General features: G+C 60.4%; 30 protein-coding genes and 2 pseudogenes. 13 read left to right on the top strand and 19 right to left on the bottom strand.

Annotated features, from left to right (window positions below):
• Positions 1-4 precede the first annotated feature (4 nt).
• Together cysD and IFT80_RS06640 are read right to left on the bottom strand one after the other, a co-directional pair.
• Positions 5-922, bottom strand: a complete 918-nt coding sequence (gene cysD, locus IFT80_RS06635; protein ID WP_122479489.1) for a sulfate adenylyltransferase subunit CysD — start codon at positions 920-922, stop codon at positions 5-7.
• 260 nt (positions 923-1,182) lie between these two features.
• Positions 1,183-1,941 (bottom strand): Nif3-like dinuclear metal center hexameric protein, encoded by a 759-nt coding sequence (locus tag IFT80_RS06640; RefSeq protein WP_192137011.1) that lies wholly within the window; start codon positions 1,939-1,941, stop codon positions 1,183-1,185.
• Positions 1,942-2,055: 114 nt separating this feature from the next.
• Between IFT80_RS06640 and algW the strand changes: the two genes are divergently transcribed.
• Positions 2,056-3,219, top strand: a complete 1,164-nt coding sequence (gene algW / locus IFT80_RS06645) for a Do family serine endopeptidase AlgW (protein ID WP_122479491.1) — start codon at positions 2,056-2,058, stop codon at positions 3,217-3,219.
• 433 nt (positions 3,220-3,652) lie between these two features.
• On the opposite strand, the gene IFT80_RS06650 is transcribed toward algW, so the two are convergent.
• Together IFT80_RS06650 and IFT80_RS21850 are read right to left on the bottom strand one after the other, a co-directional pair.
• A complete protein-coding gene (locus IFT80_RS06650; RefSeq protein ID WP_244652334.1) occupies positions 3,653-4,648 on the bottom strand; it encodes an MFS transporter in 996 nt (331 codons plus the stop codon).
• Between the two features lie 405 nt (positions 4,649-5,053).
• Positions 5,054-5,158 (bottom strand): annotated as a pseudogene (locus IFT80_RS21850) (serine O-acetyltransferase); the annotation flags it as partial.
• Positions 5,159-6,019: 861 nt separating this feature from the next.
• Here IFT80_RS21850 and IFT80_RS06655 point away from each other — a divergent pair.
• Entirely contained in the window at positions 6,020-6,844 is an 825-nt protein-coding gene (locus IFT80_RS06655; RefSeq protein ID WP_192057676.1) for a hypothetical protein, read from the top strand.
• 158 nt (positions 6,845-7,002) lie between these two features.
• Here the strand turns inward: IFT80_RS06655 and hisC are convergent, their stop codons facing one another.
• The 10 genes from hisC to IFT80_RS06705 form a co-directional block, all read right to left on the bottom strand.
• Complete coding sequence (hisC, locus tag IFT80_RS06660) at positions 7,003-8,046, bottom strand: histidinol-phosphate transaminase (RefSeq protein ID WP_192137012.1); 1,044 nt, start codon at positions 8,044-8,046, stop codon at positions 7,003-7,005.
• 2 nt (positions 8,047-8,048) lie between these two features.
• Complete coding sequence (gene hisD / locus IFT80_RS06665) at positions 8,049-9,377, bottom strand: histidinol dehydrogenase (protein WP_192137013.1); 1,329 nt, start codon at positions 9,375-9,377, stop codon at positions 8,049-8,051.
• Positions 9,378-9,502: 125 nt separating this feature from the next.
• Positions 9,503-10,138, bottom strand: coding sequence for an ATP phosphoribosyltransferase (gene hisG, locus IFT80_RS06670; protein WP_185794044.1), 636 nt, complete (start codon positions 10,136-10,138; stop codon positions 9,503-9,505).
• Positions 10,139-10,207: 69 nt separating this feature from the next.
• Positions 10,208-11,473 (bottom strand): UDP-N-acetylglucosamine 1-carboxyvinyltransferase, encoded by a 1,266-nt coding sequence (murA, locus tag IFT80_RS06675; RefSeq protein WP_122479496.1) that lies wholly within the window; start codon positions 11,471-11,473, stop codon positions 10,208-10,210.
• Positions 11,474-11,495: 22 nt separating this feature from the next.
• Complete coding sequence (locus tag IFT80_RS06680; RefSeq protein WP_043186744.1) at positions 11,496-11,735, bottom strand: BolA family protein; 240 nt, start codon at positions 11,733-11,735, stop codon at positions 11,496-11,498.
• 113 nt (positions 11,736-11,848) lie between these two features.
• A complete protein-coding gene (locus IFT80_RS06685) occupies positions 11,849-12,151 on the bottom strand; it encodes an STAS domain-containing protein (RefSeq protein WP_185794045.1) in 303 nt (100 codons plus the stop codon).
• Positions 12,151-12,804: an MlaC/ttg2D family ABC transporter substrate-binding protein gene (locus tag IFT80_RS06690; protein WP_192137014.1), complete on the bottom strand. Its 654-nt coding sequence runs from the start codon at positions 12,802-12,804 to the stop codon at positions 12,151-12,153. The genes IFT80_RS06685 and IFT80_RS06690 overlap by 1 nt, the downstream gene beginning before the upstream one ends.
• 10 nt (positions 12,805-12,814) lie before the next feature.
• Positions 12,815-13,282 (bottom strand): outer membrane lipid asymmetry maintenance protein MlaD, encoded by a 468-nt coding sequence (mlaD, locus tag IFT80_RS06695; protein ID WP_043186734.1) that lies wholly within the window; start codon positions 13,280-13,282, stop codon positions 12,815-12,817.
• The gene (gene mlaE / locus IFT80_RS06700; RefSeq protein WP_043186730.1) at positions 13,282-14,079 is read right to left on the bottom strand and encodes a lipid asymmetry maintenance ABC transporter permease subunit MlaE; all 798 of its coding nucleotides are present in this window, start codon (positions 14,077-14,079) and stop codon (positions 13,282-13,284) included. Before mlaE ends, mlaD begins: the two co-directional genes overlap by 1 nt.
• Complete coding sequence (locus IFT80_RS06705; RefSeq protein WP_122479498.1) at positions 14,079-14,888, bottom strand: ATP-binding cassette domain-containing protein; 810 nt, start codon at positions 14,886-14,888, stop codon at positions 14,079-14,081. The genes mlaE and IFT80_RS06705 overlap by 1 nt, the downstream gene beginning before the upstream one ends.
• A 234-nt stretch (positions 14,889-15,122) precedes the next feature.
• Between IFT80_RS06705 and IFT80_RS06710 the strand changes: the two genes are divergently transcribed.
• From IFT80_RS06710 to IFT80_RS06755, 10 genes are all read left to right on the top strand, one after another.
• Positions 15,123-16,097, top strand: coding sequence for a KpsF/GutQ family sugar-phosphate isomerase (locus IFT80_RS06710; RefSeq protein WP_122479499.1), 975 nt, complete (start codon positions 15,123-15,125; stop codon positions 16,095-16,097).
• Between the two features lie 17 nt (positions 16,098-16,114).
• The gene (locus IFT80_RS06715) at positions 16,115-16,651 is read left to right on the top strand and encodes a KdsC family phosphatase (protein WP_122479735.1); all 537 of its coding nucleotides are present in this window, start codon (positions 16,115-16,117) and stop codon (positions 16,649-16,651) included.
• Positions 16,652-16,659: 8 nt separating this feature from the next.
• Positions 16,660-17,232 carry an LPS export ABC transporter periplasmic protein LptC gene (lptC, locus tag IFT80_RS06720; RefSeq protein ID WP_192137015.1) on the top strand — a complete coding sequence of 191 codons (573 nt, stop codon included), beginning with the start codon at positions 16,660-16,662 and terminating at the stop codon, positions 17,230-17,232.
• Positions 17,219-17,764, top strand: coding sequence for a lipopolysaccharide transport periplasmic protein LptA (lptA, locus tag IFT80_RS06725; RefSeq protein ID WP_043186718.1), 546 nt, complete (start codon positions 17,219-17,221; stop codon positions 17,762-17,764). The genes lptC and lptA overlap by 14 nt, the downstream gene beginning before the upstream one ends.
• The gene (lptB, locus tag IFT80_RS06730) at positions 17,764-18,489 is read left to right on the top strand and encodes an LPS export ABC transporter ATP-binding protein (protein ID WP_192104046.1); all 726 of its coding nucleotides are present in this window, start codon (positions 17,764-17,766) and stop codon (positions 18,487-18,489) included. The genes lptA and lptB overlap by 1 nt, the downstream gene beginning before the upstream one ends.
• Before the next feature lie 163 nt (positions 18,490-18,652).
• On the top strand, positions 18,653-20,146 hold the full coding sequence (locus tag IFT80_RS06735; RefSeq protein WP_192053588.1) for an RNA polymerase factor sigma-54: 1,494 nt from the start codon (positions 18,653-18,655) through the stop codon (positions 20,144-20,146).
• A 78-nt stretch (positions 20,147-20,224) separates the two neighbouring features.
• Entirely contained in the window at positions 20,225-20,533 is a 309-nt protein-coding gene (gene hpf / locus IFT80_RS06740) for a ribosome hibernation-promoting factor, HPF/YfiA family (protein WP_049860579.1), read from the top strand.
• A 12-nt stretch (positions 20,534-20,545) separates the two neighbouring features.
• Positions 20,546-21,010: a PTS IIA-like nitrogen regulatory protein PtsN gene (ptsN, locus tag IFT80_RS06745; RefSeq protein ID WP_122479502.1), complete on the top strand. Its 465-nt coding sequence runs from the start codon at positions 20,546-20,548 to the stop codon at positions 21,008-21,010.
• A 2-nt stretch (positions 21,011-21,012) separates the two neighbouring features.
• Positions 21,013-21,870 carry an RNase adapter RapZ gene (gene rapZ / locus IFT80_RS06750; RefSeq protein ID WP_122479503.1) on the top strand — a complete coding sequence of 286 codons (858 nt, stop codon included), beginning with the start codon at positions 21,013-21,015 and terminating at the stop codon, positions 21,868-21,870.
• Positions 21,871-21,886: 16 nt separating this feature from the next.
• Complete coding sequence (locus tag IFT80_RS06755; RefSeq protein WP_122479504.1) at positions 21,887-22,159, top strand: HPr family phosphocarrier protein; 273 nt, start codon at positions 21,887-21,889, stop codon at positions 22,157-22,159.
• A 77-nt stretch (positions 22,160-22,236) separates the two neighbouring features.
• Here the strand turns inward: IFT80_RS06755 and IFT80_RS06760 are convergent, their stop codons facing one another.
• From IFT80_RS06760 to pmbA, 5 genes and pseudogenes are all read right to left on the bottom strand, one after another.
• Complete coding sequence (locus IFT80_RS06760; protein ID WP_122479505.1) at positions 22,237-23,130, bottom strand: ZIP family metal transporter; 894 nt, start codon at positions 23,128-23,130, stop codon at positions 22,237-22,239.
• 10 nt (positions 23,131-23,140) lie between these two features.
• The gene (locus IFT80_RS06765) at positions 23,141-23,752 is read right to left on the bottom strand and encodes a superoxide dismutase (protein WP_192137017.1); all 612 of its coding nucleotides are present in this window, start codon (positions 23,750-23,752) and stop codon (positions 23,141-23,143) included.
• A 2-nt stretch (positions 23,753-23,754) separates the two neighbouring features.
• Positions 23,755-24,207 (bottom strand): hypothetical protein, encoded by a 453-nt coding sequence (locus tag IFT80_RS06770; RefSeq protein WP_192137129.1) that lies wholly within the window; start codon positions 24,205-24,207, stop codon positions 23,755-23,757.
• A gap of 33 nt (positions 24,208-24,240) precedes the next feature.
• Positions 24,241-24,457 (bottom strand): annotated as a pseudogene (gene aspA, locus IFT80_RS06775) (aspartate ammonia-lyase); the annotation flags it as partial.
• A gap of 114 nt (positions 24,458-24,571) precedes the next feature.
• The gene (gene pmbA, locus IFT80_RS06780; RefSeq protein ID WP_185794052.1) at positions 24,572-25,918 is read right to left on the bottom strand and encodes a metalloprotease PmbA; all 1,347 of its coding nucleotides are present in this window, start codon (positions 25,916-25,918) and stop codon (positions 24,572-24,574) included.
• A gap of 107 nt (positions 25,919-26,025) precedes the next feature.
• Between pmbA and yjgA the strand changes: the two genes are divergently transcribed.
• On the top strand, positions 26,026-26,547 hold the full coding sequence (yjgA, locus tag IFT80_RS06785) for a ribosome biogenesis factor YjgA (protein ID WP_192137018.1): 522 nt from the start codon (positions 26,026-26,028) through the stop codon (positions 26,545-26,547).
• The last annotated feature ends 29 nt before the right edge of the window (positions 26,548-26,576 follow it).

Consider the following 26,576-nt stretch of genomic DNA (forward strand, 5'->3'; position numbering starts at 1 on the left):
TGCTCTAGAAATAGCCCTGACGTTTCTTGTCTTCCATGGAACCGGCGCCATCATGATCGATGACACGGCCCTGGCGCTCGGACGTTCGCGTCAGGAGCATTTCCTGAATGATGTCGGTGAGGCTCTGCGCCTCGGACTCCACCGCGCCCGTCAACGGGTAGCAGCCAAGGGTACGGAAACGCACTTTCTTCTTGACGATGCTGGCCTTCTCTTCCTCGCTGAGGTGCTCGAGAATGCGCTCGTCGTCGATCATGATCAGCGTGCCGTTCTTCTCGATCACTTCGCGTTCGGCGGCGAAGTACAGCGGCACGATCGGGATGCCTTCCAGGTAGATGTACTGCCAGATGTCGAGCTCGGTCCAGTTCGACAAGGGGAATACGCGGATCGATTCGCCCTTGTTGACCTTGCCGTTGTAGACGTTCCACAACTCCGGACGCTGGTTCTTCGGGTCCCAGCGATGCTTGCTGTCACGGAACGAGTAGACCCGCTCCTTGGCCCGCGACTTCTCTTCGTCACGGCGCGCACCGCCGAAGGCGGCGTCGAAGCCATACTTGTCCAGCGCCTGCTTGAGGCCCTGGGTCTTCATGATGTCGGTGTGCTTGGAACTGCCGTGGGTGAAGGGGTTGATGCCCTGCGCCACGCCTTCGGGATTGACGTGTACCAGCAGGTCCAGGCCCAGCTCCTCGACCATGCGGTCGCGGAACTTGTACATCTCCTGGAACTTCCACTGAGTGTCGACGTGCATCACCGGGAACGGCAGCTTGCCGGGGAAGAAGGCCTTGCGCGCCAGATGCAGCATCACGGCCGAGTCCTTGCCGATGGAATACAACATCACCGGGTTATCGAACTCAGCGGCCACCTCACGAATGATGTGGATGCTTTCCGCCTCCAGCTGTTTCAGATGCGTCAGTTTGTCGACCATGGCTACTCACGGAATACAGTCTTTATGGACGGCCTGCGGGCCGTGTTCGAGCCGGGCACTTTAACACGGCGTCCGGTTTGGTCATCGGGAGTGGTTAGATCGAAGGGGTATATCAATATACCTCGTGGTTTGGAGGGTTTCGTGTTTGGCGCGCACAGGCTCGCCGGCCGCCTCGATCCCACAGGCAGTGCTCCCACGAGATCACTCGGATCACTGTGGGAGCAGGCTCAGCCCGCGAATCAGGCACCACCGTCCACCGATCAGACAGGATTGGGGCAGTCGATGAACACATGCTCGAGCGCGAAGCGCCGCGCCAGGTACTCACCCAGCGCCTGCACACCGTAGCGTTCGGTGGCGTGATGGCCGGCGGCGATGAAGCTGATGTCGTTCTCGTGGGCACTGTGAACGGTCTGTTCGGAGGCCTCGCCGCTGATGAACAGGTCCACACCGGCCGCGATCGCCCGGTCGATGTAACCCTGGCCGCCGCCGGTGCACCAGCCGACGCGACGAATCTTTTCGCTGCCTTCGATCAGCAATGGTTCGCGGCCCAGCACTTCCTGCACGCGACGGGCGAAGTCGCGCGGATGCATGGGCTCGGGCAATGAACCGATCAGCCCCACGACCCGGCTGTCCGCCGGATCCAGCGGCCCTTCCACGGTGATTTCCAACTGCCGCGCCAGCTGCACGTTGTTGCCCACTTCGGCGTGCAGATCCAGCGGCAGGTGGTAAGCCAGCAAGCTGATATCGTGTTTGAGCAAGGTCTTCAGGCGCCGCTGTTTCATGCCGACCACGCAGGGGTTCTCGCCCTTCCAGAAATAACCATGGTGCACCAGCACCAGATCGGCCCTGGCGTCCACCGCGGCATCGAGCAACGCCTGGCTAGCCGTCACGCCACTGACGATGCGCATAACCTGCGGGCGACCTTCCACCTGCAAGCCATTGGGGCAGTAATCCTGGATCTTCGTGCTGCTCAGGTAACGGTCGGCTTCTTCGACCAACGTGTTCAGTGCCACAGCCATGAAAGTCTCCACAAAGGCAGTTCAGCGCGGCGCGAGCGCCCGTATAATGCCGGCCATTATGGCGCCCCTGCGCGCCGAAGAAACAGCCCCCCGCTACCCTTCAGGATCGTTCCCATGTTCAAGGCCTTGCGCTTCTTCGGTTGGCCACTGTTGACCGGCATATTGATCGCCCTGCTGGTGATCCTGCGCTTTCCGCAATGGGTCGGCCTGCCCAGCCAGGACGTCAACCTGCAGCAGGCGCCGCAAAGCGCCAGCGTCATCCAGGGCCCGGTGTCCTACGCCGACGCCGTAGCCATCGCAGCGCCCGCCGTGGCCAACCTGTACACCACCAAGGCGGTCAACAAAGGGGCCCACCCGCTGTTCGAAGATCCACAGTTCCGGCGTTTCTTCGGCGACAACCTGCCCAAGCAGCGGCGTTGGGAGTCGAGCCTGGGCTCGGCGGTGATCATGAGCCCCGAAGGCTACCTGCTCACCAACAACCATGTGACAGCTGGCGCCGACCAGATCGTGGTGGCCCTGAAAGACGGCCGGGAAACCCTGGCACGGGTAATCGGCAGCGATCCGGAAACCGACCTGGCGGTGCTCAAGATCGATCTGAAGAACGTTCCGGCAATCACCATCGGCCGCTCCGACGGCATCCGTATCGGCGACGTCGCCTTGGCCATCGGCAACCCGTTCGGCGTCGGCCAGACCGTGACCATGGGCATCATCAGCGCCACCGGCCGCAACCAGCTGGGCCTCAATACCTACGAAGACTTCATCCAGACCGATGCGGCGATCAACCCCGGCAACTCCGGCGGCGCGCTGGTGGATGCCAACGGCAACCTGACCGGTATCAACACGGCCATCTTCTCCAAGTCCGGCGGCTCGCAAGGCATCGGCTTCGCAATCCCGACCAAGCTGGCGCTGGAGGTGATGAAGTCGATCATCGAACATGGCCAGGTGATCCGCGGCTGGTTGGGCATCGAAGTACAACCGATGACCGAGGAGCTGGCGGAGTCGTTCGGCATCAAGGATCGGCCAGGCATCGTCGTCGCCGGAGTGTTTCAAGGCGGCCCGGCCCACAAGGCCGGCCTGCAGTTGGGCGATGTCATCCTCAGCATCAATGGCGAGCCGGCCGGCGATGGTCGCCGCTCGATGAACCAAGTCGCCCGCACCAAGCCCGGCGACCGGATCGCCATCCAGGTGATGCGCAAGGGCAAGGAACTCACCCTCAACGCCGAAGTGGGCCTGCGCCCCCCACCAGCGCCGGCGGCGGTGAAGAAGGAGGAGAAGTAAGGTTGTGGGGTGAGGTAAAGAACCGTGTTTACTTGGCCCCTACCTCCAACCCTCTCTCTGAAAGACCGGGTTGAAGGACGAGACCCGTTCAATACGGATCTTCGCCTGCCGAAGGGAAAGTCGAACCAGCAGCGGCTTTCCTATTTGATACATGAAACAGACACTGCTTGGGGCAGCATGAGGTCTAGCAATGAAAGCTTATAAATCTCTACATTGGCAGACTGCAAAATTTGGCTGTTATATCTGAATACCAATAGCCACCGTCATACGCGATGCAAGCAACGAGAGTGCCCCTAAGGTCAATCTTGCAGTGCAAGCGCCGAGCTGTTACCGATGTGAATCCCTCGCTTGGCATATTTGTGGCTCCCTCCCAGATTATTCATCTCCAGCTTCATGAGAAGCCCTGGACACATATTCAAACTATGGCTGAGCGTCATTTTATCACCTGCATCTTGGCCGCGGCTCGACGTATGGCAGTAATGAAATAAGTGATCAGGGCCAATGTTAGAATCGCTACGCCAGCGTTGGTACCGCTCCACCCTACACTTACGAGCAACATGCCAGGAAGAAACGCTCCAGCAGTCGCCATGATGGCGATAATCAGGTCATTGATACCTTGGACTTTGATAGCCTCTTTTTTGCCTTCAAGTCGAAGGGCGAGCATCGCGCCTCCTGCTACATAGGTAAAATTCCAACCCACCCCTAAAACAACCAATGCGATCAATATGGAAGCTTGTGACAGGTAAAATAAATTAATCATAGCTGATGTTGACAGTAGCACTAGCCCTAGCAAAACCAACCGATTGACACCCATTCGGGCAATCAGATATCCAGTGATGAATGAAGGCGCAAACATAGCAAACACGTGCCACTGAATAGCTACACCGATGAGCTGAAAATGCGTGTGCATAGCCGCCATCTGTAAAGAGGCTTGAATCATGAGCAGGTTCATGAACCCATACCCCACTGCCGCAACAGTGATAGGCAGCGCCAGATCCCAGTTAGAACTATTTCGAAGCGGCACGGGTATTGCGCTATTGGCTGAATCTGTCATTTCAGCTATTGGCGTCACCTGATTGACGGCGGCGAATATGACCGCCAGTAGCACAAAAAAACCGTAGCACAGGGCAAAGTCGCTGAAGTCACCCACCGAACGAAGCAATGTCGCCACCCATGGACCAATGAAGGCTGCAACAACCCCCCCGGCAACGACCAAGGAAATAGCCTTGGCCTTCAGTGCGGCACTGAGCCCGTCGGTTGCGGCAAATCGATTGAAGTTTGCGAAAGCAATGTAGCCCCCTAATGCTGCATGAGAAACCACGACCCCATAAAAGCTACCCGTCTGTAGGGCATAAAGGCCAGTGATACCGGACACCGCCAGTGCCAAACTGCCTAAATGAAAACCGGCCCGCCGGCCATAGACGCTCATGAATTTTGATGCTGGATAGGTTGCTAACATCAAAGACAGGAACTACATGCCGTAGGGTAAAGTTGACCACTCCGGCGATGGAGCGAGTTGAGCGCCTATCACGGCAGCCATCGTCACCGACATGACTGCGGCCGTTAGATTGACAGACTGGGCTATGAAATAAAGATATGTCTTTAGAGGAAGCCTATCAAAGATCATAAATTTTCCTTTTTATAATTTTACATATAGCTTTTCTGATTGTATCGCCGCCAACTCACGAGCGAGCACTGGGCCTTATCGACTTTACGACATTCTCGGTACCATTGAGGGTTGCACGATGTTGAGCTGGGACATCCTCAGAGATAAGGCAATGTGCTCCAATCATCGTATCATTCCCAACCGAACCCAAGACAGTTCATAAACTTAATTGGCCAATCGATAGTGCAACACTGCCGCATAAGAGGTGTAATTTTTCGCTACAAACTCAAGATCACGCTGAGAACCTGGATCTTTCGACGCGAACGCTTTTAAATTCTCATAGACTTCTTGTGTAACAGAATAAAAATCTTGCCTCCTGAATATCTCCACAGCATCTTCCTTAGCGATGCATTCAAGCACACCCGCCTTCAAAAGTTGCTCTACCGTGCATCGAGCAAACTTACACTGCTCAGCGGTGAATGTGAGACCCAGCGATTCTTGATGTTGTATATCGATTGGATGTGCTCCGCAAAGCGCTCAAGAAGTTGTGCAGCTTGCACAACACAGGCTCAAAGAGGAATTTTGAATTGTTTCCTGATGCGAACGTGCAGGTACCTTACCTACGCATCACGGCTAGGGACAAGGAAGAGACATCCCGGCTTTGGGATTGGATGGAGATAGGTGTCAGATTAAAGCGGACCGCTGAGACCCGCGTTGCCGCCCCTATGTCCACTCCTTTTTTGAGGAGGTATAGGGGCAACGACAGCTAGCGCCAACCAGATCGTGGTGATCCTGATCCAGATGATGCGCAAGGCATGGAACTCACCCTCAATGCCGAAGTGGGCCTGCGCCTCCCGCCGAGGCCGGCGGCGGTGAAGAAGGAGGAGAAGTAGGGATGTAGTGAAAAACGGATGGCGGTTGGCTATCGCATGCAAGCTCGGTCACGTCATTTCTATCAGATGTAACACACCTATACACGCTCGAAGTTTTTATTCGCGCAGAAGTATCGACCGTCATACTCATGATTTTTACGCTCACCTGATAATTATCTTGGCCGCCCGGCGTTTAGCGAAAAGCCCACTGCGGTCTGAAAATACAAGATCACTCCTGTTTTGCTTGTAAAAAGATAGTTACCCAGGAACATGCAATCGTAGCTAGCCTGTTTTCTTGCCACACACACGGAGAAAATGGATCATGACTAACATAACGCCTACGACCACACCTCTGGCGCTGCCAGGAAATCTGTTACAGAACGCAGAGTTCGAACAAGGTTTCACCCACTGGATCACGGACGACAAAGGGGACCCCGCCAACTGCACCTCTTCACCGCCTGGCGCGATTCTGGTCAATCAGGCCAGCATCAGGCAGGGAGTGACCATAGAAGCGAGAGCCAAACAGTACACGTTCAGAATGATTGCCTTGGCGTTAAATAGCTCATCAAAGGCTACCCAAGCAGTGGCTGAAGTCGGCCGTGTCGTCATCAAGGAAAACGATATAGAGGTGGCAAGCTTCTACCTGAGGACAGGCGCGTTCGTATACGAGCTCGAACATGTAACCCAACCGGCGACGACTCATCTGGAAGTCGTAATCAGCTCTGAAGCAAGCACCCCTGTACAGTTCTGGAGTCCCAGCCTCGTCGATGACTTTCCCAATCCCGACGAACTCATCAAGGATAGCCACTTCGAGCGTCCGAATACGGACTGGAGAGGAGGGGGCGAGTGGCAGCACGGCGGCGTGCAACTGGCCAACGGCCAACGCGTCAGCCAGTTGGTCACTCGCATCGAACCTGGCAGTCATTACGTGATTACCTATACGGTGATGCCGTTCATCAATCCTATAGGCGAGGAGGAAAACTTCGCCTTCGGCGCGATATCGGGCAGTGGTGGGGTCCCCAACACAGATATCACGTCCAGTGAGTCGATAGCGCCAATACCCTTCACGGCTACTCAGAACACCTTGTCAATCACACTTACGGGGCCTCGTATCCGTTTCGGGTCATTCTCCTTGAAAAAACGCTAGGCGATGAACACACTGCCGGCAGCACTCAGGTCTTGTGCGAAGCATTAGCCGGCTGACAACTTATCCTGCTGTCCCGCGCCCTATACCGGCAGCCTAACCGACCAGGAAAGTCTGCCGGTATAGCGGCTTGTTCAGCCCAGCCGCTTTTATCTTCTTGCTCACAGGGCGTCCAGCAACGCCTGGTTCTGTTCCGAAGTACCGATGCTGATGCGCAGGAATTGCGCGATGCGTTCCTGCTTGAAATGGCGCACGATCACGCCCTTTTCGCGCAAGCGGGTGGCGATGGCTGCAGCGTCCTGTTCGGGGTGGCGGGCGAAGATGAAGTTGGCTGCCGAGGGCAGTACCTCGAATCCATGTTCATTCAGCCCTTGCACCAGTTTTTCGCGACTGGCGATCACCTTGGCGCAGGTGTCTTCGAAGTAGGCCTTGTCGGCAAACGCTGCGGCGGCGCCGGCGACCGCCACTCGGTCGATCGGATAGGAGTTGAAGCTGTTCTTGATGCGCTCCAACGCTTCGATCAGGTCCGGGTGGCCGACCGCGAGGCCTACCCGCAGGCCTGCCAGCGAACGGGATTTGGAGACGGTCTGGGTGACCAGCAGATTCGGATAGCGGTCGACCAGGGTGATCGCGGTTTCACCGCCAAAATCGACGTAGGCCTCATCCACCACCACCACCGAATCCGGGCTGGCCTTGACGATCTGCTCGACCGCTGCGAGCGGCAACAGGCAGCCAGTGGGAGCGTTCGGGTTGGGGAAGATGATCCCGGCGTTGGGCCTGGCATAGTCCTGCGCGCGGATCTGGAACTGCTCATCGAGCGGCACGGCCTCGAAGGGAATACCGTACAAGCCGCAATAGACCGGATAGAAGCTGTAGCTGATGTCCGGGAACAACAGCGGCTGGTCATGCTGGAACAGGCCGTGGAAGATGTGCGCCAGCACTTCGTCCGAGCCGTTGCCCAGGAACACCTGGTTGGGTTGCACCCCGTAATAGTCCGCCACGGCTTGCTTGAGCAGGTCGCTGTTGGGATCCGGGTACAAACGCAGGGCGTCACCCAGCTCGGCGCGCATGGCCTCGATCGCCTTGGGCGATGGGCCGTAGGGGTTCTCGTTGGTGTTGAGCTTGACCAGGTTGGCAACCTTGGGCTGCTCGCCGGGCACATAGGGCACCAGGTTCTTGACGAAGGGACTCCAGAATCTGCTCATGCTCATTCCCCTTTTGCCAGATCGGGTTGGATACGGTATTCGGCGCTGCGGGCGTGTGCGCTCAGGGACTCGCCGCGAGCCAGCACGGAAGCGGTCTTGCCCAGCTCGGAAGCGCCCTGCTCCGAGCAGAAGATGATCGACGAACGCTTCTGGAAATCGTAGACACCCAGGGGCGACGAAAAACGCGCGGTGCCCGAAGTCGGCAGCACGTGGTTGGGGCCGGCGCAGTAGTCGCCCAGCGCTTCGCTGGTGTGACGCCCCATGAAGATGGCACCCGCATGGCGGATCTGCGGCAGCCAGGCCTGCGGGTCTTCGACCGACAACTCCAGGTGTTCCGGGGCAATTCGGTTGGCTACCTCGATCGCCTGCTGCATGTCGCGGACCTTGATCAGCGCACCCCGGCCATTGATCGAGGTATTGATGATCTCGGCGCGTTCCATGGTCGGTAGCAACTTGTCGATACTGGCCGCGACCTTGTCGAGGAACTCGGCATCGGGGCTGACCAGAATGGCCTGGGCGTCTTCGTCATGTTCGGCCTGGGAGAACAGGTCCATGGCGATCCAGTCCGGATCGGTGCCACCGTCGCAGACCACCAGAATTTCCGAGGGGCCAGCGATCATGTCGATACCGACCTGGCCGAACACATGGCGTTTGGCAGTCGCCACGTAGATATTGCCGGGGCCCACGACCTTGTCCACGCGCGGCACGCTTTCGGTGCCATAGGCCAGGGCCGCAACGGCCTGGGCGCCGCCGATAGTGAACACTCGGTCGACGCCGGCAATGCAGGCCGCTGCCAACACCAGCTCGTTGACCTCGCCTCGGGGCGTGGGCACGACCATGACAACCTCGGTAACGCCCGCCACTTTTGCCGGAATGGCGTTCATCAATACCGATGACGGATAGGAGGCCTTGCCGCCGGGCACGTACAGGCCGGCGCGGTCCAGTGGTGTGACCTTCTGGCCGAGCACCGTGCCGTCGGCTTCGGTGTAGCTCCAGGAATCCTGCTTCTGCTTCTCATGGTAGAGCCGCACGCGCTCGGCGGCGGTTTCCAGAGCGTTGCGCTGCACATCGGTAATGCGTGTGAGGGCCAGCTCGAGACGCTCGCGCGGCAGGATCAGGTCGGCCATCGAGGCGACCTGCAGGCCATCGAAGCGCTCGGTGAATTCGACCAGCGCGGCGTCGCCCCGCTCGCGCACGGCCTTGATGATGCCCAGCACGCGCTGATTGACCGAGTCATCTGACACACTTTCCCAGCTCAACAGATGGTCCAGATGGCGGGCGAAGTCCGGATCAGTGGCATCGAGTCGGCGAATAGCAGTGGAAACGGTCATGGCGGGCCTCAAATAATGGCAATTGCTCAAGCGCCGATAGATTACCAATCGATCCACATGGGCACTTGAGTTATTTGGCTATGATGCGGATAGACGGGCGCAGGTTGCAGACCTGCGCAGGTGCATCAGTCGCGGTGTCGCGACTCCACTGCCTTGCGCAGGGTGTCGATCAACGCCTGGATGCGGGCGTGCTGCATCTTCATGGAGGCTTTGTTCACCACCAGCCGGGAGCTGATGTGGGCGATCAGTTCCTGGGGCTCCAGGCCGTTGGCACGCAGGGTATTGCCGGTGTCGACCACGTCGATGATCTTGTCGGCCAGGCCCACCAGTGGCGCCAGTTCCATGGAACCGTAGAGCTTGATGATATCGACCTGGCGGCCCTGCTCGGCATAGTAGCGCTTGGCAACGTTGACGAACTTGGTGGCCACACGCAGCCGACCGGTTGGCTCGGCCGCGCCGATGGCGCCGGCCGTCATGAGCTTGCACTGGGCGATCTGCAGATCGAGGGGCTCGTACAGGCCCTGGCCGCTGTATTCGAGCAGGACGTCCTTGCCGGCGACACCCAGGTCGGCGGCACCATGCTCGACGTAGGTCGGCACGTCGGTGGCGCGCACGATCAGCAGGCGTACATCGTCCTGGGTCGTGGGAATGATCAGCTTGCGGCTCTTGTCCGGGTTCTCGGTGGGCACGATGCCCGCCTCGGCCAGGAGCGGCAATGTATCGTCAAGAATGCGGCCTTTGGACAGCGCAATGGTCAACATGGGAAACGTCAGTCCTTACAGGAAAGTTTCTGGCAACGACCGGGCGCATCCCTGCGCCCTGCACACACATCAGCCCGGTACGCGACGGATCTTGGCGCCCAGCATCTGCAGTTTTTCTTCGATGCACTCGTAGCCACGGTCGATGTGGTAGATGCGGTCGATCAAGGTGTCGCCTTCGGCGGTAAGCGCCGAAATCACCAGGCTCGCCGACGCCCGCAGGTCGGTCGCCATGACCGGTGCGCCCTTGAGCTTCTCGGTGCCGGTGACGATGGCCGTGTTGCCCTCGACCTGGATCTGCGCACCCATGCGGTGCATCTCGTAGACGTGCATGAAACGGTTTTCGAAGATCGTCTCGATGACCGCGCCAGTGCCTTCGGCAATGGCATTGAGCGAAATGAACTGCGCCTGCATGTCGGTGGGGAACGCCGGGTACGGCGCGGTCCGCACGTTGACCGCCTTGGGCCGCTTGCCATGCATGTTCAGTTCGATCCAGTCGGCGCCGGTGGTGATCTCGGCGCCCGCCTCGCGAAGCTTTTCCAGCACCGCTTCGAGAATGGTCGGATCGGTGTCCTTGACCTTGACCCGGCCGCCTGTGCAGGCGGCGGCCACCAGGTAGGTACCGGTCTCGATGCGATCGGGCATGACCTTGTAGGTCGCCGAGTGCAGGCGCTTCACACCATCGATGGTGATGGTGTCGGTGCCGGCGCCCTGGACGTTGCCGCCCATGGCATTGATGAAGTTGGCCAGATCGACCACTTCCGGCTCGCGCGCGGCGTTCTGCAGGACGCTGCGGCCGTTGGCCAAGGCTGCGGCCATCATGATGTTCTCGGTACCGGTCACACTGACCGTGTCGAAGAAGAAGTTGGCGCCGCGCAGGCCACCTTCAGGCGCCTTGGCCTTGATGTAGCCGGCTTCCACGTCGATGACCGCACCCATGGCTTCGAGGCCGCGGATGTGCAGGTCGACCGGACGCGAGCCGATCGCGCAACCACCGGGCAGCGCCACTTCCGCTTCGCCGAAGCGAGCGACCATCGGGCCCAGCACCAGGATCGAGGCGCGCATGGTCTTGACCAGCTCGTACGGTGCAACCAGTGTCTTGATGGTGCGCGGATCGATCTCGACCGCCAGCTTCTCGTCGATCACCGGCTCGATGCCCATGCGACCGAACAGCTCGATCATGGTAGTGATGTCGTGCAGGTGCGGCAGGTTGGCAACCGTTACCGGCCCATCGGCCAGCAGGGTGGCAGCCAGAATCGGCAGAGCGGAGTTCTTCGCTCCGGAAATGCGAATTTCGCCATCAAGGCGAACGCCGCCAGTAATAATCAGTTTGTCCATTGGAGTCTCGACGCGGAATGGCTCAGGAACGCTCAGCCCAGGCTGCGCTGCTGAAGAATTTCATGGTGATCGCATGGATGCTGCCATCGGCGATCCATGGGTTCAAATGAGCATAGATCTGTTGCTGGCGCTTGACCGGGCTAAGCGCGGTCAGCTCGTCACTGATCACGTTCAGCTGGAAATTGCAGCCTTCGCCCTCGACTTCCACCTGCACTCCCGGCAGCTTGGATTCAAGGAAACCCTTCACTTCTACAGCCTGCATGCTCAACCTCGATCGGCGCCCTGTGCGCGCGGGTCGGCCATCATACAAAAAAGCCCCCCGACTGCGAACCCCGTATCGACGGGATCAGGCCAGAGGACCTCGATGAGGGCCGCTCAAATCTGTGAAAAGAATTCGCTCATGCCGGTGACCTGAGCGATCTGACGCATATCGTGGGGCAGTGCCTGGACCCGCACGGTCTTGCCGGCCGCCTCGGCATCGCGCATGAAGCCCAGCAGCAGGGACAAGCCGACGCTGCTGGATTTCTCGACCGCAGTGCAGTCGATGACCAGCGCCGTGGCCGGGCTGGACTGGATCAATGCCTGCCCCTGCTTGCGCAGGGCGGCGCCGGAGCGGTAGTCCAGCACGCCGGCCAGGCGGAGCTGGTCGCCGGCCAGTTCGACGCGAGCCTGATCCATCACTGGGCGCTCGTCGGAGCAGCTTTGTCGGTGACTTCCTTGGCCTTGGCGACTTCGCCCGCCCAACCGTCGATGGTCTTGTCCAGGTCGTTGCCGTTGCGCTGCATGCTGTCGGCGAACTGGTCGCGGAACAGCTTGCCGATGTTGATGCCATTGATGATGACGTTACGCACCTTCCACTCGTTGTTCAGGTTTTCCAGGGTGTAGGAAACCGGATACACCGCTCCGCCAGTGCCCTTGACCTGCATGTCGACGCTGGTACGGGTGCCACTTTCATCCTTGGCCGGGCCAACGGTGATGCCCTGGTTGTTGTATTCGAGCAACGCGTTGCCATAGAACTGCATCAGGCTGCGCTTGAAATTTTCCTGGAAACGCGTTTTCTGCGCCGGTGTTGCCCGGTTCGCGTACTTCACGGTCATGATGCTGCGCGATATGCCTTCGGCATCGACGACTGGACCGACGATGGAATTCAACGCGTCGTAGAAAGCCTGAGGGTTGCTGCGGTAGGTTTCGCGGTTCTTTTCCAGATCCGACAGCAGCCGGTCGGTGACGCCCTGTACCACCTGATGTGCGGACACCGCAGGGGCTGCGTTGGCCCACATCGGTAGCATAGCCACCAGAACCAGCAGGCTGCGTCGCATGATCGAAAACATGGATAACTCCTTATTTGGCATCTTTGCTGACTGTATTGAGCAGGAACTTGCCGATCAGGTCTTCGAGCACCAGGGACGACTGGGTGTCGTGGATGGTACCGCCGTCGGTGAGCAAGGCTTCCTCGCCACCCACGCTGATACCGATGTACTTCTCGCCCAGCAGGCCCGCGGTCAGGATGGAAGCAGTGGAGTCGGTGGGCAGGTTGTCCACTTTCTTGTCCAGTTGCAGGGTCACCCGGCCGGTGAAGGTGTCGCGATCCAGATCGATGGCCGTGACCTTGCCGATGGTCACACCGGCCATGGTCACCTTGGCTCTGACAGTCAAACCGGCGATATTGTCGAAATAGGCATAAAGTTTGTAGCTCTCGGTGTTCGCGCTGGTGGACAGACCACTGACACGCAAGGCCAACAGCAGCAAAGCCAGGATGCCGGCCAGAAGAAACAGGCCGACTCCGACTTCCATTGATCGGTTTTGCATCAGAAATCTCCAAACATCAGGGCGGTCAGAATAAAGTCCAGGCCCAGGACGGCCAGCGACGCGTAGACCACGGTCTTGGTGGTAGCGCGGCTGATGCCCTCGGACGTGGGTTCACAGTCATAACCCTGGAACACGGCGATCCAGGTGACGACGAAAGCGAATACCAGGCTCTTGATCACACCGTTGAGCACGTCATCGGTGAAGCTCACGCTGTTCTGCATGTTGGCCCAGAACGATCCTTCATAGACGCCCAGCCAATCGACGGCGACCCAGGATCCACCCCAGATACCGACGACGCTGAAAATCATCGCCAGCAACGGCAGGGAAATGAAACCGGCCCACAGCCTTGGCGCAACGATGTACTTGAGCGGGTCGACGCCGATCATCTCCAGGCTCGACAACTGCTCGGTCGACTTCATGTTGCCGATCTCGGCCGTCAATGCAGAACCTGCACGACCGGCGAACAATAGAGCGGTGACCACAGGTCCGAGTTCACGCAGCAATGTCAGCGCGACCATTTGCCCGACCGCCTGCTCCGACCCGTACTTGGCCAGAATGCTGAAGCCCTGCAGCGCCAGCACCATGCCGATGAACACGCCGGACACGACGATGATCAGCAGGGACATGACGCCCACTGAATACAATTGCTTGATCAGCAGCTGGAAGCCGCCACCGATGCCGCCGCGGCCCACCAGCGCGTGGCCGAGGAACAGCCCGGAACGACCCAGGATGCCGACCATGTCGATGGCCGAGCGGCCAAACAGGCGCACGCGCTCCATGATTGATTTCTTGCGCATCAACGCTTCCCCAGCAGATCGGCGCGGTAGTCGGGCGCGGAAAAATGAAAAGGCACGGGGCCGTCGGGATCGCCCTTCATGAATTGGCGGACGCGCGGATTGTCCGACCCCATCAAGGCTTCTGGCGTGCCATGACCAAGCACCTGGCCATCACCTACGACATAGATGTAGTCGGCGATGCTCGCGGTTTCCGCCAGGTCGTGGGACACCACGATGCTGGTGATACCCAGGGCGTCGTTGAGCAGGCGGATCAGCCGCACCAGTACGCCCATGGCGATCGGGTCCTGACCGACGAACGGCTCGTCGTACATCAATATCTGCGGGTCCATGGCGATGGCGCGGGCCAGCGCGACCCGGCGCTTCATGCCGCCGGACAGTTCGTCCGGCATCAGTTCGATGGCACCGCGCAGGCCAACGGCCTGCAACTTCATCAGAACGATGTCGCGGATCATGTCTTCGGGCAGGTCGGTGTGCACGCGCAGCGGGAAGGCCACGTTTTCGAACACGTCCAGGTCGGTGAACAGCGCGCCGCTCTGGAACAGCACGCCCATGTGCTTGCGCGCATCGAACAGATCGCTGCGCGAGAGTTTGGGCAGGTTCTGGCCATTGACCCACACTTCGCCGCCGCTGGGCCGCAGTTGCGCGCCCATCAAACGCAGGAGCGTGGTCTTGCCGCTACCTGAAGGCCCCATGATACCGGTGACCTTGCCGCGAGGAATGCGGATATCGACGTCGTTGAAAATGCTCCGCGCACCGCGCTTGAAGGAAACCCCTTTCAGCTCGACCGCGTAGGCGCTATCGGCACTCATTTAAACTCCTTGCAGTGCAACCTTACCCTCGGACGCTCATCTTCTGACCGAAGACACTTGGCGCGGACAGGCCGAACAAGCGGCGAACTATAGCATTGCAGACACGTGCCGCCCAAGATTGATCCATTGGCGAAACGTACCATCGATTTACCGGGGCCGCGAAATAGGCAGGTGAGTCGCACGTCCATTCCCGCTATAATCGCCGCCTTTTCACCGGGCCTACCGATTTTCGCCATGAGCCAGACCAGCGACCTGATCCAATCCGCGCACCGCACCATACGTCTCGAAATCGAAGCGGTAGAGGGCCTGCTTGCCCACATCGACGCCGATTTCGTGCGCGCCTGCGAATTGATCCTCGAAAGCAACGGCCGCGTGATCGTGCTGGGCATGGGCAAGTCCGGCCATATCGGCAACAAGATCGCCGCGACCCTGGCCAGCACCGGCACCCCGGCGTTTTTCGTTCATCCTGCCGAGGCCAGCCATGGCGACATGGGCATGATCACTCGCCAGGACATCATCCTGGCCCTGTCCAACTCCGGTTCGACAGCGGAGATCGTCACTTTGCTGCCTTTGATAAAACGCATGGGCATTCCGCTGATCAGCATGACCGGCAACCCCGACTCACCCCTGGCCCAGGCTGCCGAGGTCAATCTCGACGCGCGCGTCGCCCAGGAGGCCTGCCCGCTGAACCTGGCGCCGACCTCCTCCACCACCGCTACCCTGGTGCTGGGCGATGCGCTGGCCATTGCTCTGCTCGAGGCGCGCGGCTTCACGGCCGAAGACTTCGCCTTCTCCCATCCCGGCGGAGCGCTGGGCCGACGCCTGCTGCTCAAGGTGGAGCACGTGATGCACACCGGCACTGCGCTGCCACAGGTGGCGCGCGGTACGCTGCTGCGCGATGCCCTGATGGAAATGACCCGCAAGGGCCTGGGCATGACCGCCATCCTGGAAGCCGATGGCCGCCTGGCCGGGATCTTCACCGACGGCGATCTGCGGCGCACATTGGATCGCACCATCGATGTCCACAGCACTCGAATCGAAGACGTCATGACTTCCCACGGCAAGACGGCTCGCGCCGACATGCTGGCTGCCGAGGCGCTGAAGATCATGGAAGACAACAAGATCAACTCACTGATCGTGGTTGACGATCAAGACTGTCCGGTAGGCGCCTTCAACCTTGGCGACCTACTGCGCGCGGGAGTCATGTAATGACCGAGAATGGTGCAATGCCCGAGACTGGCAGCAACGACCTCCTGCAGCGAGGCAAGGCCATCAAGCTGGCCGTATTCGACGTCGACGGCGTACTGACCGATGGCCGCCTGTATTTCCTGGAAGACGGCAGCGAGTTCAAAAGCTTCAGCACGCTGGATGGTCAGGGCATCAAGATGCTCATCAACAGTGGCGTGACCACGGCCATCATCACCGGTCGCAAGAGCCCGGTGGTGGAGCGGCGTGCCAAAAACCTGGGCATCGCCCACCTCTTTCAGGGCCGTGAAGACAAACTCGTGGTGCTCGACGGACTGCTCGCCGAACTCGGCCTGAGCTATGAACAAGTGGCTTACCTGGGCGACGACCTGCCTGACCTGCCGGTGATTCGCCGGGTGGGCCTGGGCATGGCAGTGGCCAATGCCAATGCCTTCGTGCGCCAGCATGCCGACGGTGTGACCCAGGCCAGTGGCGGCTTCGGGGCGGCACGCGAGTTCTGCGAGCTGATCCTCGATGCCCAGGGCAATCTCGAAGCGGCCCGCGCCGCCTACCTGTAGGGCCTGACATGCTGAACAAGAAAATCCGCAATATCGTCATCCTGGGTGTGCTGGGGCTGCTGTTCGCCGCCATCGGCTACTGGGACATCAGCCCGGAGCGCTTCCTCGACCAGCCCACGGCAGCCATCGACGAAAGCCAGATCGATTACTACGCTATCAACGCGAAGGCTCGGCAATACCTGCCCGATGGCGGCGTGCAGTACGACATGACCGCCGACAAGGTCGAGCACGTGAAGACGTCGCAGGTCACTTTGCTGACCAAGCCCGACATGCAGCTGTACCGCGGAACCGTCTATCCATGGCACGTGACCAGCGACCGTGGCGAAGTCAATCCCGATGGCAGCGAAGTCGAGCTGATCGATTCGGTGCGCATCGCGCGTACCGATCAGAAAAGCCGCGCTACGCTGATCACCAGCTCGCGCATGACCGTTTTCCCACAGAAGCAATATGCGCAGACCGACCAAGACGTTAGAATCGACGGCGCCGGTGGCGTGTCGACGGCCAAGGGCATGAAAGCGTATCTGAATGACAGCAAGATCAACTTGCTGTCCAACGTAAGAGGACAGTATGAGGCTCGTTAAAACCCTCCCCTTTTTGCTCAGCCTGAGCGCAGCACTGGGAAGCGCGAGCGCCTGGGCACTGCCCACTGACCGCGATCAGCCCATTCATATCCAGTCCGACGATGCCCAGCTCGACGACAAACAGGGTGTGGCGACCTACAAGGGCAATGTGATCATTACCCAAGGGTCGATGAAGATCACCGGCAATACCGTGACCATCACCCGCAATGCCACGGGCGACGTGGACGTGTTCACTGCTGTCGGCAACCTGGCCTACTACGAGCAGAAACCCGCCGCCGACAAGCCCATCGTGCAGGCCTACGGCATGACCATCCAGTACTTCGCGGCGCAGAACCGCATCGTGCTGATCGACAAGGCCAAGGTCATCAACGACGGCAACACGTCCGAAGGCGAGAAGATCGTCTACGACACCGTGCGCCAGGTGGTCAACGCCGGCCGTGCCACGGGCAGCAAGGTCACCACGCCTCGTCCGCGCATCGACATGGTGATCCAGCCGAAGAAGAAATCCGACGCACCGCAGAAGGCCCAGTAATGGCAGTTCTGAAAGCGCAGCACCTGGCCAAGAGCTACAAGAGCCGGCAAGTCGTACGCGACGTCAGCCTGTCCATCGAAAGCGGGCAGATCGTCGGCCTGCTGGGCCCCAACGGGGCCGGCAAGACCACCTGTTTCTACATGATCGTCGGCCTGGTGCAGGCCGATCAGGGCCGCGTGCTCATCGACGAGCTGGACGTCAGTCACCAGCCGATGCATGGCCGCGCCCGCTCCGGCATCGGTTACCTGCCGCAGGAGGCCTCGATCTTCCGCAAGCTGTCGGTGGCCGACAACATCATGGCCATTCTGGAAACCCGCAAGGAACTCGATGCCACGGCTCGGCTGGCAGAGCTCGAAGGCCTGCTGCAGGAATTCCACATCACGCACATCCGCGACAATCTGGGCATGAGTCTTTCGGGGGGTGAACGTCGCCGCGTGGAGATCGCCCGCGCCCTGGCCACCGCACCCAAGTTCATCCTGCTCGACGAACCCTTCGCCGGTGTCGATCCGATTTCGGTCGGCGACATCAAGCAGATCATCCACCACCTCAAGACCAAGGGCATCGGCGTATTGATCACCGACCACAACGTCCGCGAGACCCTGGATATCTGCGAAACGGCCTACATCGTCAACGACGGCCAGCTGATTGCCGAAGGCGATGCCCAGACCATTCTGGCCAACGATCTGGTACGCGAAGTCTACCTGGGCCACGAGTTCCGCTTGTAAGGCCCGAGGGCGCCAGCGCCCTCCCACGGGCATTAATTTTCATGGCGCCCTAGGCAAACACTCAGGTTTCAGGCATATAATTTGCTTACGACATAAGCCGGGTGCTTCGGTACCCGTAGTAGAAGGCGCTTCGCGCCGGCGACCAAGGTGTTAAGTTCCTGCCATGAAACCATCGCTCGTCCTACGTATGGGCCAGCAACTGACGATGACACCGCAGTTGCAACAGGCCATCCGCCTTCTCCAGCTATCGACTCTGGACCTCCAACAGGAGATTCAGGAAGCGCTGGAATCCAATCCCATGCTCGAACGCCAGGAAGAAGGCGACGACTTCGACAACAGCGACCCGCTGGCCGACAAGGTCGAGCAGACACCGCCCCAGGAAATCCAGGAGCCGAGCTTCCAGGAATCCGCGCCTACGGTCGACAACCTCGAGGAAGGCGACTGGAACGAGCGCATCCCCAGCGAACTGCCTGTGGACACCGCCTGGGAAGACATCTACCAGACCAGCGCCAGCAGCCTGCCGAGCAACGATGACGACGAGTGGGACTTCACCACGCGCACATCGGTCGGCGAAAGCCTGCAGACGCATCTGTTGTGGCAGCTGAACCTGGCGCCCATGTCCGACACCGATCGGCTCATCGCCGTGACCATCATCGACTGCATCAACAACCAGGGTTACCTGGATGAAACGCTGCAGGAAATCTGCGAGTCTTTCGATCCTGAACTGGACATCGAGCTGGATGAGATCGAAGCGGTGCTGCACCGCATCCAGCAGTTCGAGCCCGCTGGCATTGGCGCGCGCAACCTGAGCGAATGCCTGATGCTGCAGCTGCGCCAGCTGCCGCCCAAGACCCGTTGGCTGGCCGAAGCCCAGCGCCTGGTCAGCGACTTCATCGACATGCTCGGCTCGCGCGACTACAGCCAGCTGATGCGCCGCATGAAGCTCAAGGAAGACGAGCTGCGCCAGGTCATCGAGCTGGTGCAGAGCCTCAATCCGCGGCCCGGCTCGCAGATCGAATCCAGCGAGCCGGAATACGTCGTGCCCGATGTCATCGTGCGCAAGGACAGCGACCGCTGGCTGGTCGAGCTCAATCAGGAGTCCGTGCCACGCCTGCGAGTCAATCCGCAGTACGCCGGTTTCGTGCGGCGCGCCGATACCAGCGCCGACAACACCTTCATGCGCAACCAGCTGCAGGAAGCGCGCTGGTTCATCAAGAGCCTGCAGAGCCGTAACGAGACCCTGATGAAGGTGGCGACGCAGATCGTCGAGCACCAGCGCGGCTTCCTCGACTATGGCGACGAGGCCATGAAGCCTCTGGTGCTGCACGACATTGCCGAGGCGGTGGGCATGCACGAATCGACCATTTCACGGGTGACCACGCAGAAATACATGCATACACCCCGTGGCATATACGAGCTGAAATACTTTTTCTCGAGCCATGTCAGTACCTCGGAAGGTGGCGAATGCTCCTCCACGGCGATCCGCGCGATCATCAAGAAACTGGTCGCGGCCGAAAATCAGAAAAAGCCGTTGAGTGACAGCAAGATCGCTGGTTTACTGGAGGCACAAGGCATCCAGGTAGCCCGCCGAACGGTCGCCAAGTATCGCGAATCCCTCGGGATTGCGCCGTCCAGCGAACGCAAGCGGTTGATGTAGCCCTGCGATGTGCCACAGCGTTCCAGTGGCAGGCACCCAAGCCTGCTTCTTTATGCAATGGCAATAAGGAGAAGCGGTATGCAAGTCAACATCAGTGGACACCAACTGGATGTGACCGAACCCCTGCGAACCTACATCGGGGAAAAACTCGAGCGGCTCGAACGTCATTTCGACAAGATCACCAACGTTCAGGTGATCATGGAGGTCGAGAAGCTCAAACAGAAAATCGAAGCCACCCTGCGCATACCCGGTGGTGAGGTGGTTGCCAACGCCGAACATGACGACATGTACGCGGCCATCGACCTGCTTACCGACAAGCTGGATCGCCAACTCAAAAAGCATAAGGAAAAACAGCAAAGTCTGCTGCAAGGCGCGACTGCTCGCTGACACTCCCCACTCATGATCCGACTAGAAACCATCCTGACCCCCGGCCGTTCATGCGTGAACGTGCCGGGCGGCAGCAAGAAGAAAGCACTCGAAAACATCGCCGAGTTGATCGGTCGCGAAGTGCCCACGCTGGATACCCAAACGGTATTCGAAGCGCTCGTTGCCCGTGAAAAACTGGGCTCGACCGGATTCGGCAACGGCATTGCCATCCCGCATTGTCGCCTGAAGGGCTGCGATACACCCGTCAGCGCCCTTATCCACCTGAGCGCCCCGATCGACTACGACGCCATCGACGGTGCTCCCGTGGATCTGCTGTTCGTGCTTCTGGTACCCGAAGCGGCCACCGATGCCCACCTGGAGTTGCTCCGCCAGATCGCCAGCATGCTCGATCGCAAGGAAGTGCGTGAGAAACTGCGTTCGGCGCCCAGCAATCAAGCCTTGTACCAAGTGGTACTGGACGAACAGAGCGGTCATTAACCATGCGTTTGATCATCGTCAGTGGCCGCTCAGGCTCAGGCAAGAGCACTGCCCTGGATGTTCTCGAAGACAACGGTTTCTATTGCATCGACAACCTGCCGGCCGGGTTGCTGCCCGAACTGGCAGAGCGTGCCCTGATCCACACCGAGCTGGCACAGCCGCAGGTAGCGGTGTCGATCGATGCGCGCAACCTGCCCAGCCATTTATCACGTTTTCCCCAACTGCTGGCCGAAGTACGGGCCAAGCACATCAATTGCGATGTGCTGTACCTGGACGCCGACGAAGAAACGCTGCTCAAGCGTTTTTCCGAGACCCGTCGCCGCCACCCGCTGAGCAACGAGAGCCGCTCGCTGGCCGAGGCCATTCGCGTCGAGAGCGACCTGCTCGGGCCCATCGTCGATCTGGCCGACCTCAAGATCAACACGACCAACCTGAACCTCTACCAGCTGCGCGATGCCATCAAGGTCCGGCTGCTGAACAAGCCAGAGCCTGGTACGGCCTTTCTGGTGGAGTCATTCGGGTTCAAGCGCGGCATGCCCATAGACGCCGACCTGGTGTTCGACGTGCGCTGCCTGCCCAACCCCTACTGGAAGCCGGAGCTGCGAGAACAGTCCGGGCTCGACGCCCCGGTCGCCGAATACCTGGCGGCCCAGCCGGACGTCGAAGAGATGTATCAGGACATCTCCTCCTACCTGCTCAAATGGCTGCCGCGCTTCGCTGCCAGCAGCCGTGCCTATGTCACCATCGCCATCGGCTGTACAGGCGGGCATCATCGCTCGGTATACTTGACCGAGCGCCTGGGCCGATTGCTGCAGCAGTCGCTCAAGAACGTCCAGGTTCGCCATCGCGACCTCAGCTGAAAGGATCCCCCGCGCAATGCCCGCCCTCCAAGTAGAAATCATCAACAAGCTCGGCCTGCACGCCCGCGCCGCAGCCAAATTCGTCGGCGTGGCGGGACGCTTTCCCTGCCAGGTACGTGTTGGCCGTACGCCGGAAGCTTTGGTCGACGGCAAGAGCATCATGGGTGTAATGATGTTGGCAGCCGGAAAAGGCACCACCATCCACCTGCACACCGAAGGCGAGCAGGATCAGCAGGCGCTCGATGCCATCGTCAAACTGATCAACGACAAGTTCGACGAAGGCGAGTAAAGCCAGCCAGCGGCCGAGAAGCAGAACCCGGTAGCGGCAGTCGAGTACTGCGCTACGTCAGGTTCTGGGTTCAGGGGTCAAGACAGCGCAGTGTCCATGACCATCATCAGGCAGAACCCTACACACAGGCCCAGGCTCGCCAACTTGTGATGACCATTGCTGCGTGACTCGGGAATGATCTCGTGGGTCACTACCAGCAGCATCGCGCCGGCCGCGAAGGCCAGGCCCAAGGGCAGCAACAGCTCGCCCATGCGCACCAACCAGGCACAGAGCACGGCGAATACCGGCTCGACCAGGCCAGACGCGGCGCCAATCAGGAAAGCTTTGTAGCGCGCCATTCCGGCACCTGCCAGTACCAGCGCAATCACCAGGCCCTCGGGGACGTCCTGCAGGGCAATGCCCATCGCCAGGCTGTCGGCATCGTGCATGCCGCCGCCAGCCGACACGCCGATGGCCATGCCCTCCGGGATGTTGTGAGCGATGATGGCGATCACGAAGATCCAGATACGTGCAGGGATCACAGGCTGCTGCGTGCTGCCCACCAGATAGTCCGGTGTGACTCCGGAAACCCTCCGGTCCACCAGATACAGGCAGAACGCTCCGGACATGATGCCCAGGCTCATCAGGCCACCAGCGCCCCAGCGTGAGAAACCGATGGCCGCTGCCGCATCCAGGCCGGGAATGATCAGCGAGAACGCAGTGGCCGCCAGCATCACGCCCGCGCCGAAGCCCAGCAATGTATCAGCCACGGCGACTGGCATGCTGCGGATGACCAGTACGGGAACCGCGCCCAGAGCCGTGCCCAGGGCGCAGATGGCCCCGCCTTCGAGCGCGCGCAGGATGCGCGGCTCGAGGTCGAGCCAGGCCAGCAGCTCGCCTACCAGCAGGGCCGCGCCTGCCAATAACAGCAACGTGCCCAGCGCCAGGCGAAAGCGACGAACACTGACCAGCGCGAAGGCCTGCGATCCCATGGCGCGGGGCTCAGTTCACGGCGGCTTGGTAGCGCTTCTCGACGTTGGCCCAGTCGACCACGTTGTAGAACGCGTTGATGTATTCAGGCCGACGGTTCTGGTACTTGAGGTAGTAGGCGTGCTCCCAGACGTCCAGGCCCAGAATCGGCGTGTTGCCATTCATCAATGGGCTGTCCTGGTTGCCGCTGCTCTCCACCACCAGCTTCTTTTCCGGGGTGACGCTGAGCCAGGCCCAGCCACTGCCGAAGCGGCTCAGCGCGGCTTTGGTGAACGCTTCCTTGAAGGCATCGAACCCACCCAGCTCGGTTTCGATGGCCTGAGCCACGCTGCCCTGCGGCTGACCGCCACCGTTGGGCGACATGACTTCCCAGAACAGGCTGTGGTTGGCATGGCCGCCGCCGTGGTTGGTGACGGCGCCGCGCAGGTTTTCCGGCAGCTGCTTGACCGAGGCGACCAGCTTTTCAACGGGCCACCCGGCGTATTCGGTGCCCTCGATGGCGGCATTGACGTTGGTAATGTAGGTCTGGTGGTGCTTGGTGTGGTGGATTTCCATGGTCGCAGCATCGATGTGCGGCTCCAGGGCATCGTAGGCATACGACAAGGCAGGCAAGGTATAAGGCATTTTCAGTGAACTCCGTAGTGAAGGTTATCGGGTTGCGTGACGACTGGCGCAACGTCGGTGTCGGCGGCACCACACAGCAACCGGTGGGTACGGGGGTATTCGCCATGCTGGCGAGTGAAGCCGAGCAGTTCGGCGTAGGTCTTGCTGGCATGGCGCAGGGCCGCATCGCGCAGCGCAGGCTGCAGTCTGGAATCCTGGGCGGCTTGCAACAGGCGTTCATGAATGGCGCACAGGTACTCTGCGCTTTCTTCGGGTTGATGCAACTGCAGGTGCAGGTCGGCAAGGTTGTGGTGGGAGATGACGCATGCGGCCACTGCTTCGTCGACATCCGCCCAGCGCTCGAACAGCACCTGGGCCCATGCCAGGGCCTGCAGGTAATGCTCGCGCGCCTCGATCAGCTCGCCCCGGACAAAGCTGGCATTGGCCGTCTCCGTGATTCGTTTCCAGTGCTGCATGGCGGATGTCTCCCAGCGGTTGCCCAGCGGTCCGATACCGCCAGCGGTGAGCTTTTCCGGGTCGAGCACGTCGCCGAGCTGTTCGCGACGCAAGTCCATGTGTTCCAGCGCCACATCAATCACCGGCCGACCTTCCCTGTAGGCTAGCTCGGCAATCTGGACAGCTTGCCGATATCCGATGATCGGGTTGGCCGCGGCCACCTCGATCGGCTGGCGGGCCAGCGCCCTTCAGCCTGGCCTCGTTCAACTTGCCGAGCATGATCGACACTCATCAGCGGTAATGAGTTTTATTATTGATTGATATTGAGAATCAAAACAAGCATCGCAGCACAGATTGCCCGACCTGAAGGGCCGGGCAACGGGATCAGCTCCCGGCGACCGTCATGCGCTCGATCAGCACCGAGCCGGTGCGGATGTTGCTGCGCAGTTCCAGATCGTTGCCCACGGCGACGATCTGCTTGAACATGTCACGCATGTTGCCGGCGATGGTCACTTCCTGGACCGGAAACTGGATCTCGCCATTCTCGACCCAGAACCCGGCCGCACCGCGCGAGTAGTCGCCGGTCACCATGTTCAGGCCATGGCCCATCAGTTCGGTCACCAGCAAGCCGCGGCCCATGCGGCGCAGCAGCGCTTTCTGGTCTTCGTCGCCATGGGTTACGAACAGGTTGTGCACGCCACCGGAGTTGGCCGTACTGGGCAAGCCGAGTTTGCGGCCCGAATAGGTACTCAACACATAGGACACCAGCTCGCCATTCTCTACGAACGGCTTGGCGTAGGTTGCCAAGCCGTCGCCGTCGAATGCCGCGCTGCCCATGGCGCGCATCAGGTGCGGACGCTCGTCCAGGGTCAGCCACTCGGGGAACAGCCGCTGGCCCATCGCCCCTTCCAGGAACGAGGATTTGCGGTACAGGTTGCCACCGGAGATCGCCGCGAGGAAATTTCCGAACAGCCCCCCGGCCAGTTCGGCCGAAAACAATACCGGCACCTCGCACGTCGGCACCGGCCGTGCACCGAGACGGGCGGCAGCGCGTTGCGCGGCGCGCTGACCGATGGAAGCGGCATCGGCCAGCAACTCGCCCTGGCGACTTACGTCGTACCAGTAGTCGCGCTGCATCTGCCCGTTGGCTTCGGCGATCATCACGCAGCTCAAGCTGTGTCGCGTCGATGCATAGCCACCGATGAAGCCGTGGCTGTTGCCATACACGCGGCAGCCCTGGTGAGTGTTGAGCGTGGTGCCGTCGGCATTCTTGATCAAGGGCTCGGCGTCGAAGGCTGCGGCTTCGCAGGCCAGGGCTTTCTCGATGGCCTGCTCGGGCGTGATGTCCCAGGCGTGGTAAAGGTCGAAATCGGGCTGCTCGCGGGCCATCAGAGCGGCGTCGGCCAGGCCCGAGCTTTCATCCTCGGAGGTGTGCTTGGCGATCGCCAGGGCTGCAGCGACGGTTTCACGAATGGCCTGCGGACCGCTCGCCGAGGTGCTGGCCGAGCCCTTGCGCTGGCCGACGTACAGGGTGATGCCGAAACCCTGGTCGCGGTTGAATTCGACGGTCTCGACTTCGCGCTGGCGCACCGATGTGGACAAGCCCTGCTCCAGCGACACGGCCACCTCACAGGCGCTGGCCCCCTGACGCTTGGCTTCATCGATGATCTGCTGCACTTGCTCCTGCAGGACTGGCAATGCCTGCGGGCCGACGCTCTGGGGTGCGTTCATGGTGTTCTCCAATCAAATTCGGGTTCGGGGCGGGCCGATCTACGGCCGGGCCAGACAAGCGGCCCCCGACTGGTTATCATGGCGGCGTTTATTTGCGGACGGCCCCCATGGTTGATTCTTACGACGACTCCCTCGACGAGGGAAAAAGCAAAACTCAGGTCAAGCGCGAGCTGCATGCGCTGACCGATCTGGGCGAGCGCCTCATCACGCTCAAGCCGGACATGCTCGATCGCCTGCCCTTGACCGATGGCCTGCGCCGGGCGTTGGCCGATGCCTCCAAGCACACGGCGAACATCGCGCGCAAACGCCACATCCAGTTCATCGGCAAACTGATGCGCGACCAGGACATCGAAGCCATTCTGGTGCTGCTCGACCAAGTGGACGCCTCCACCCGGCAATACAACGAGCGCTTTCACAACCTGGAGCGCTGGCGTGATCGGCTGGTAGCCGGCCCGGACCAGGTGCTCGAGGCGTTTTTCGCCGAGTACCCGGAAACCGATCGCCAGCACCTGCGCAACCTGGTTCGCCAGGCCCAGCACGAGACGGCGCACAACAAACCGCCTGCCACTACGCGCAAGATCTTCAAGTACATCCGCGAGCTGGACGAAACTCAACGCGGCTTGCGCTGATACGCCTGAAGGCAGGCCGCCCGGCCTGC

This window comes from Pseudomonas sp. CFBP 8771, from assembly GCF_014841695.1.
Lineage (GTDB): Bacteria > Pseudomonadota > Gammaproteobacteria > Pseudomonadales > Pseudomonadaceae > Aquipseudomonas > Aquipseudomonas baltica.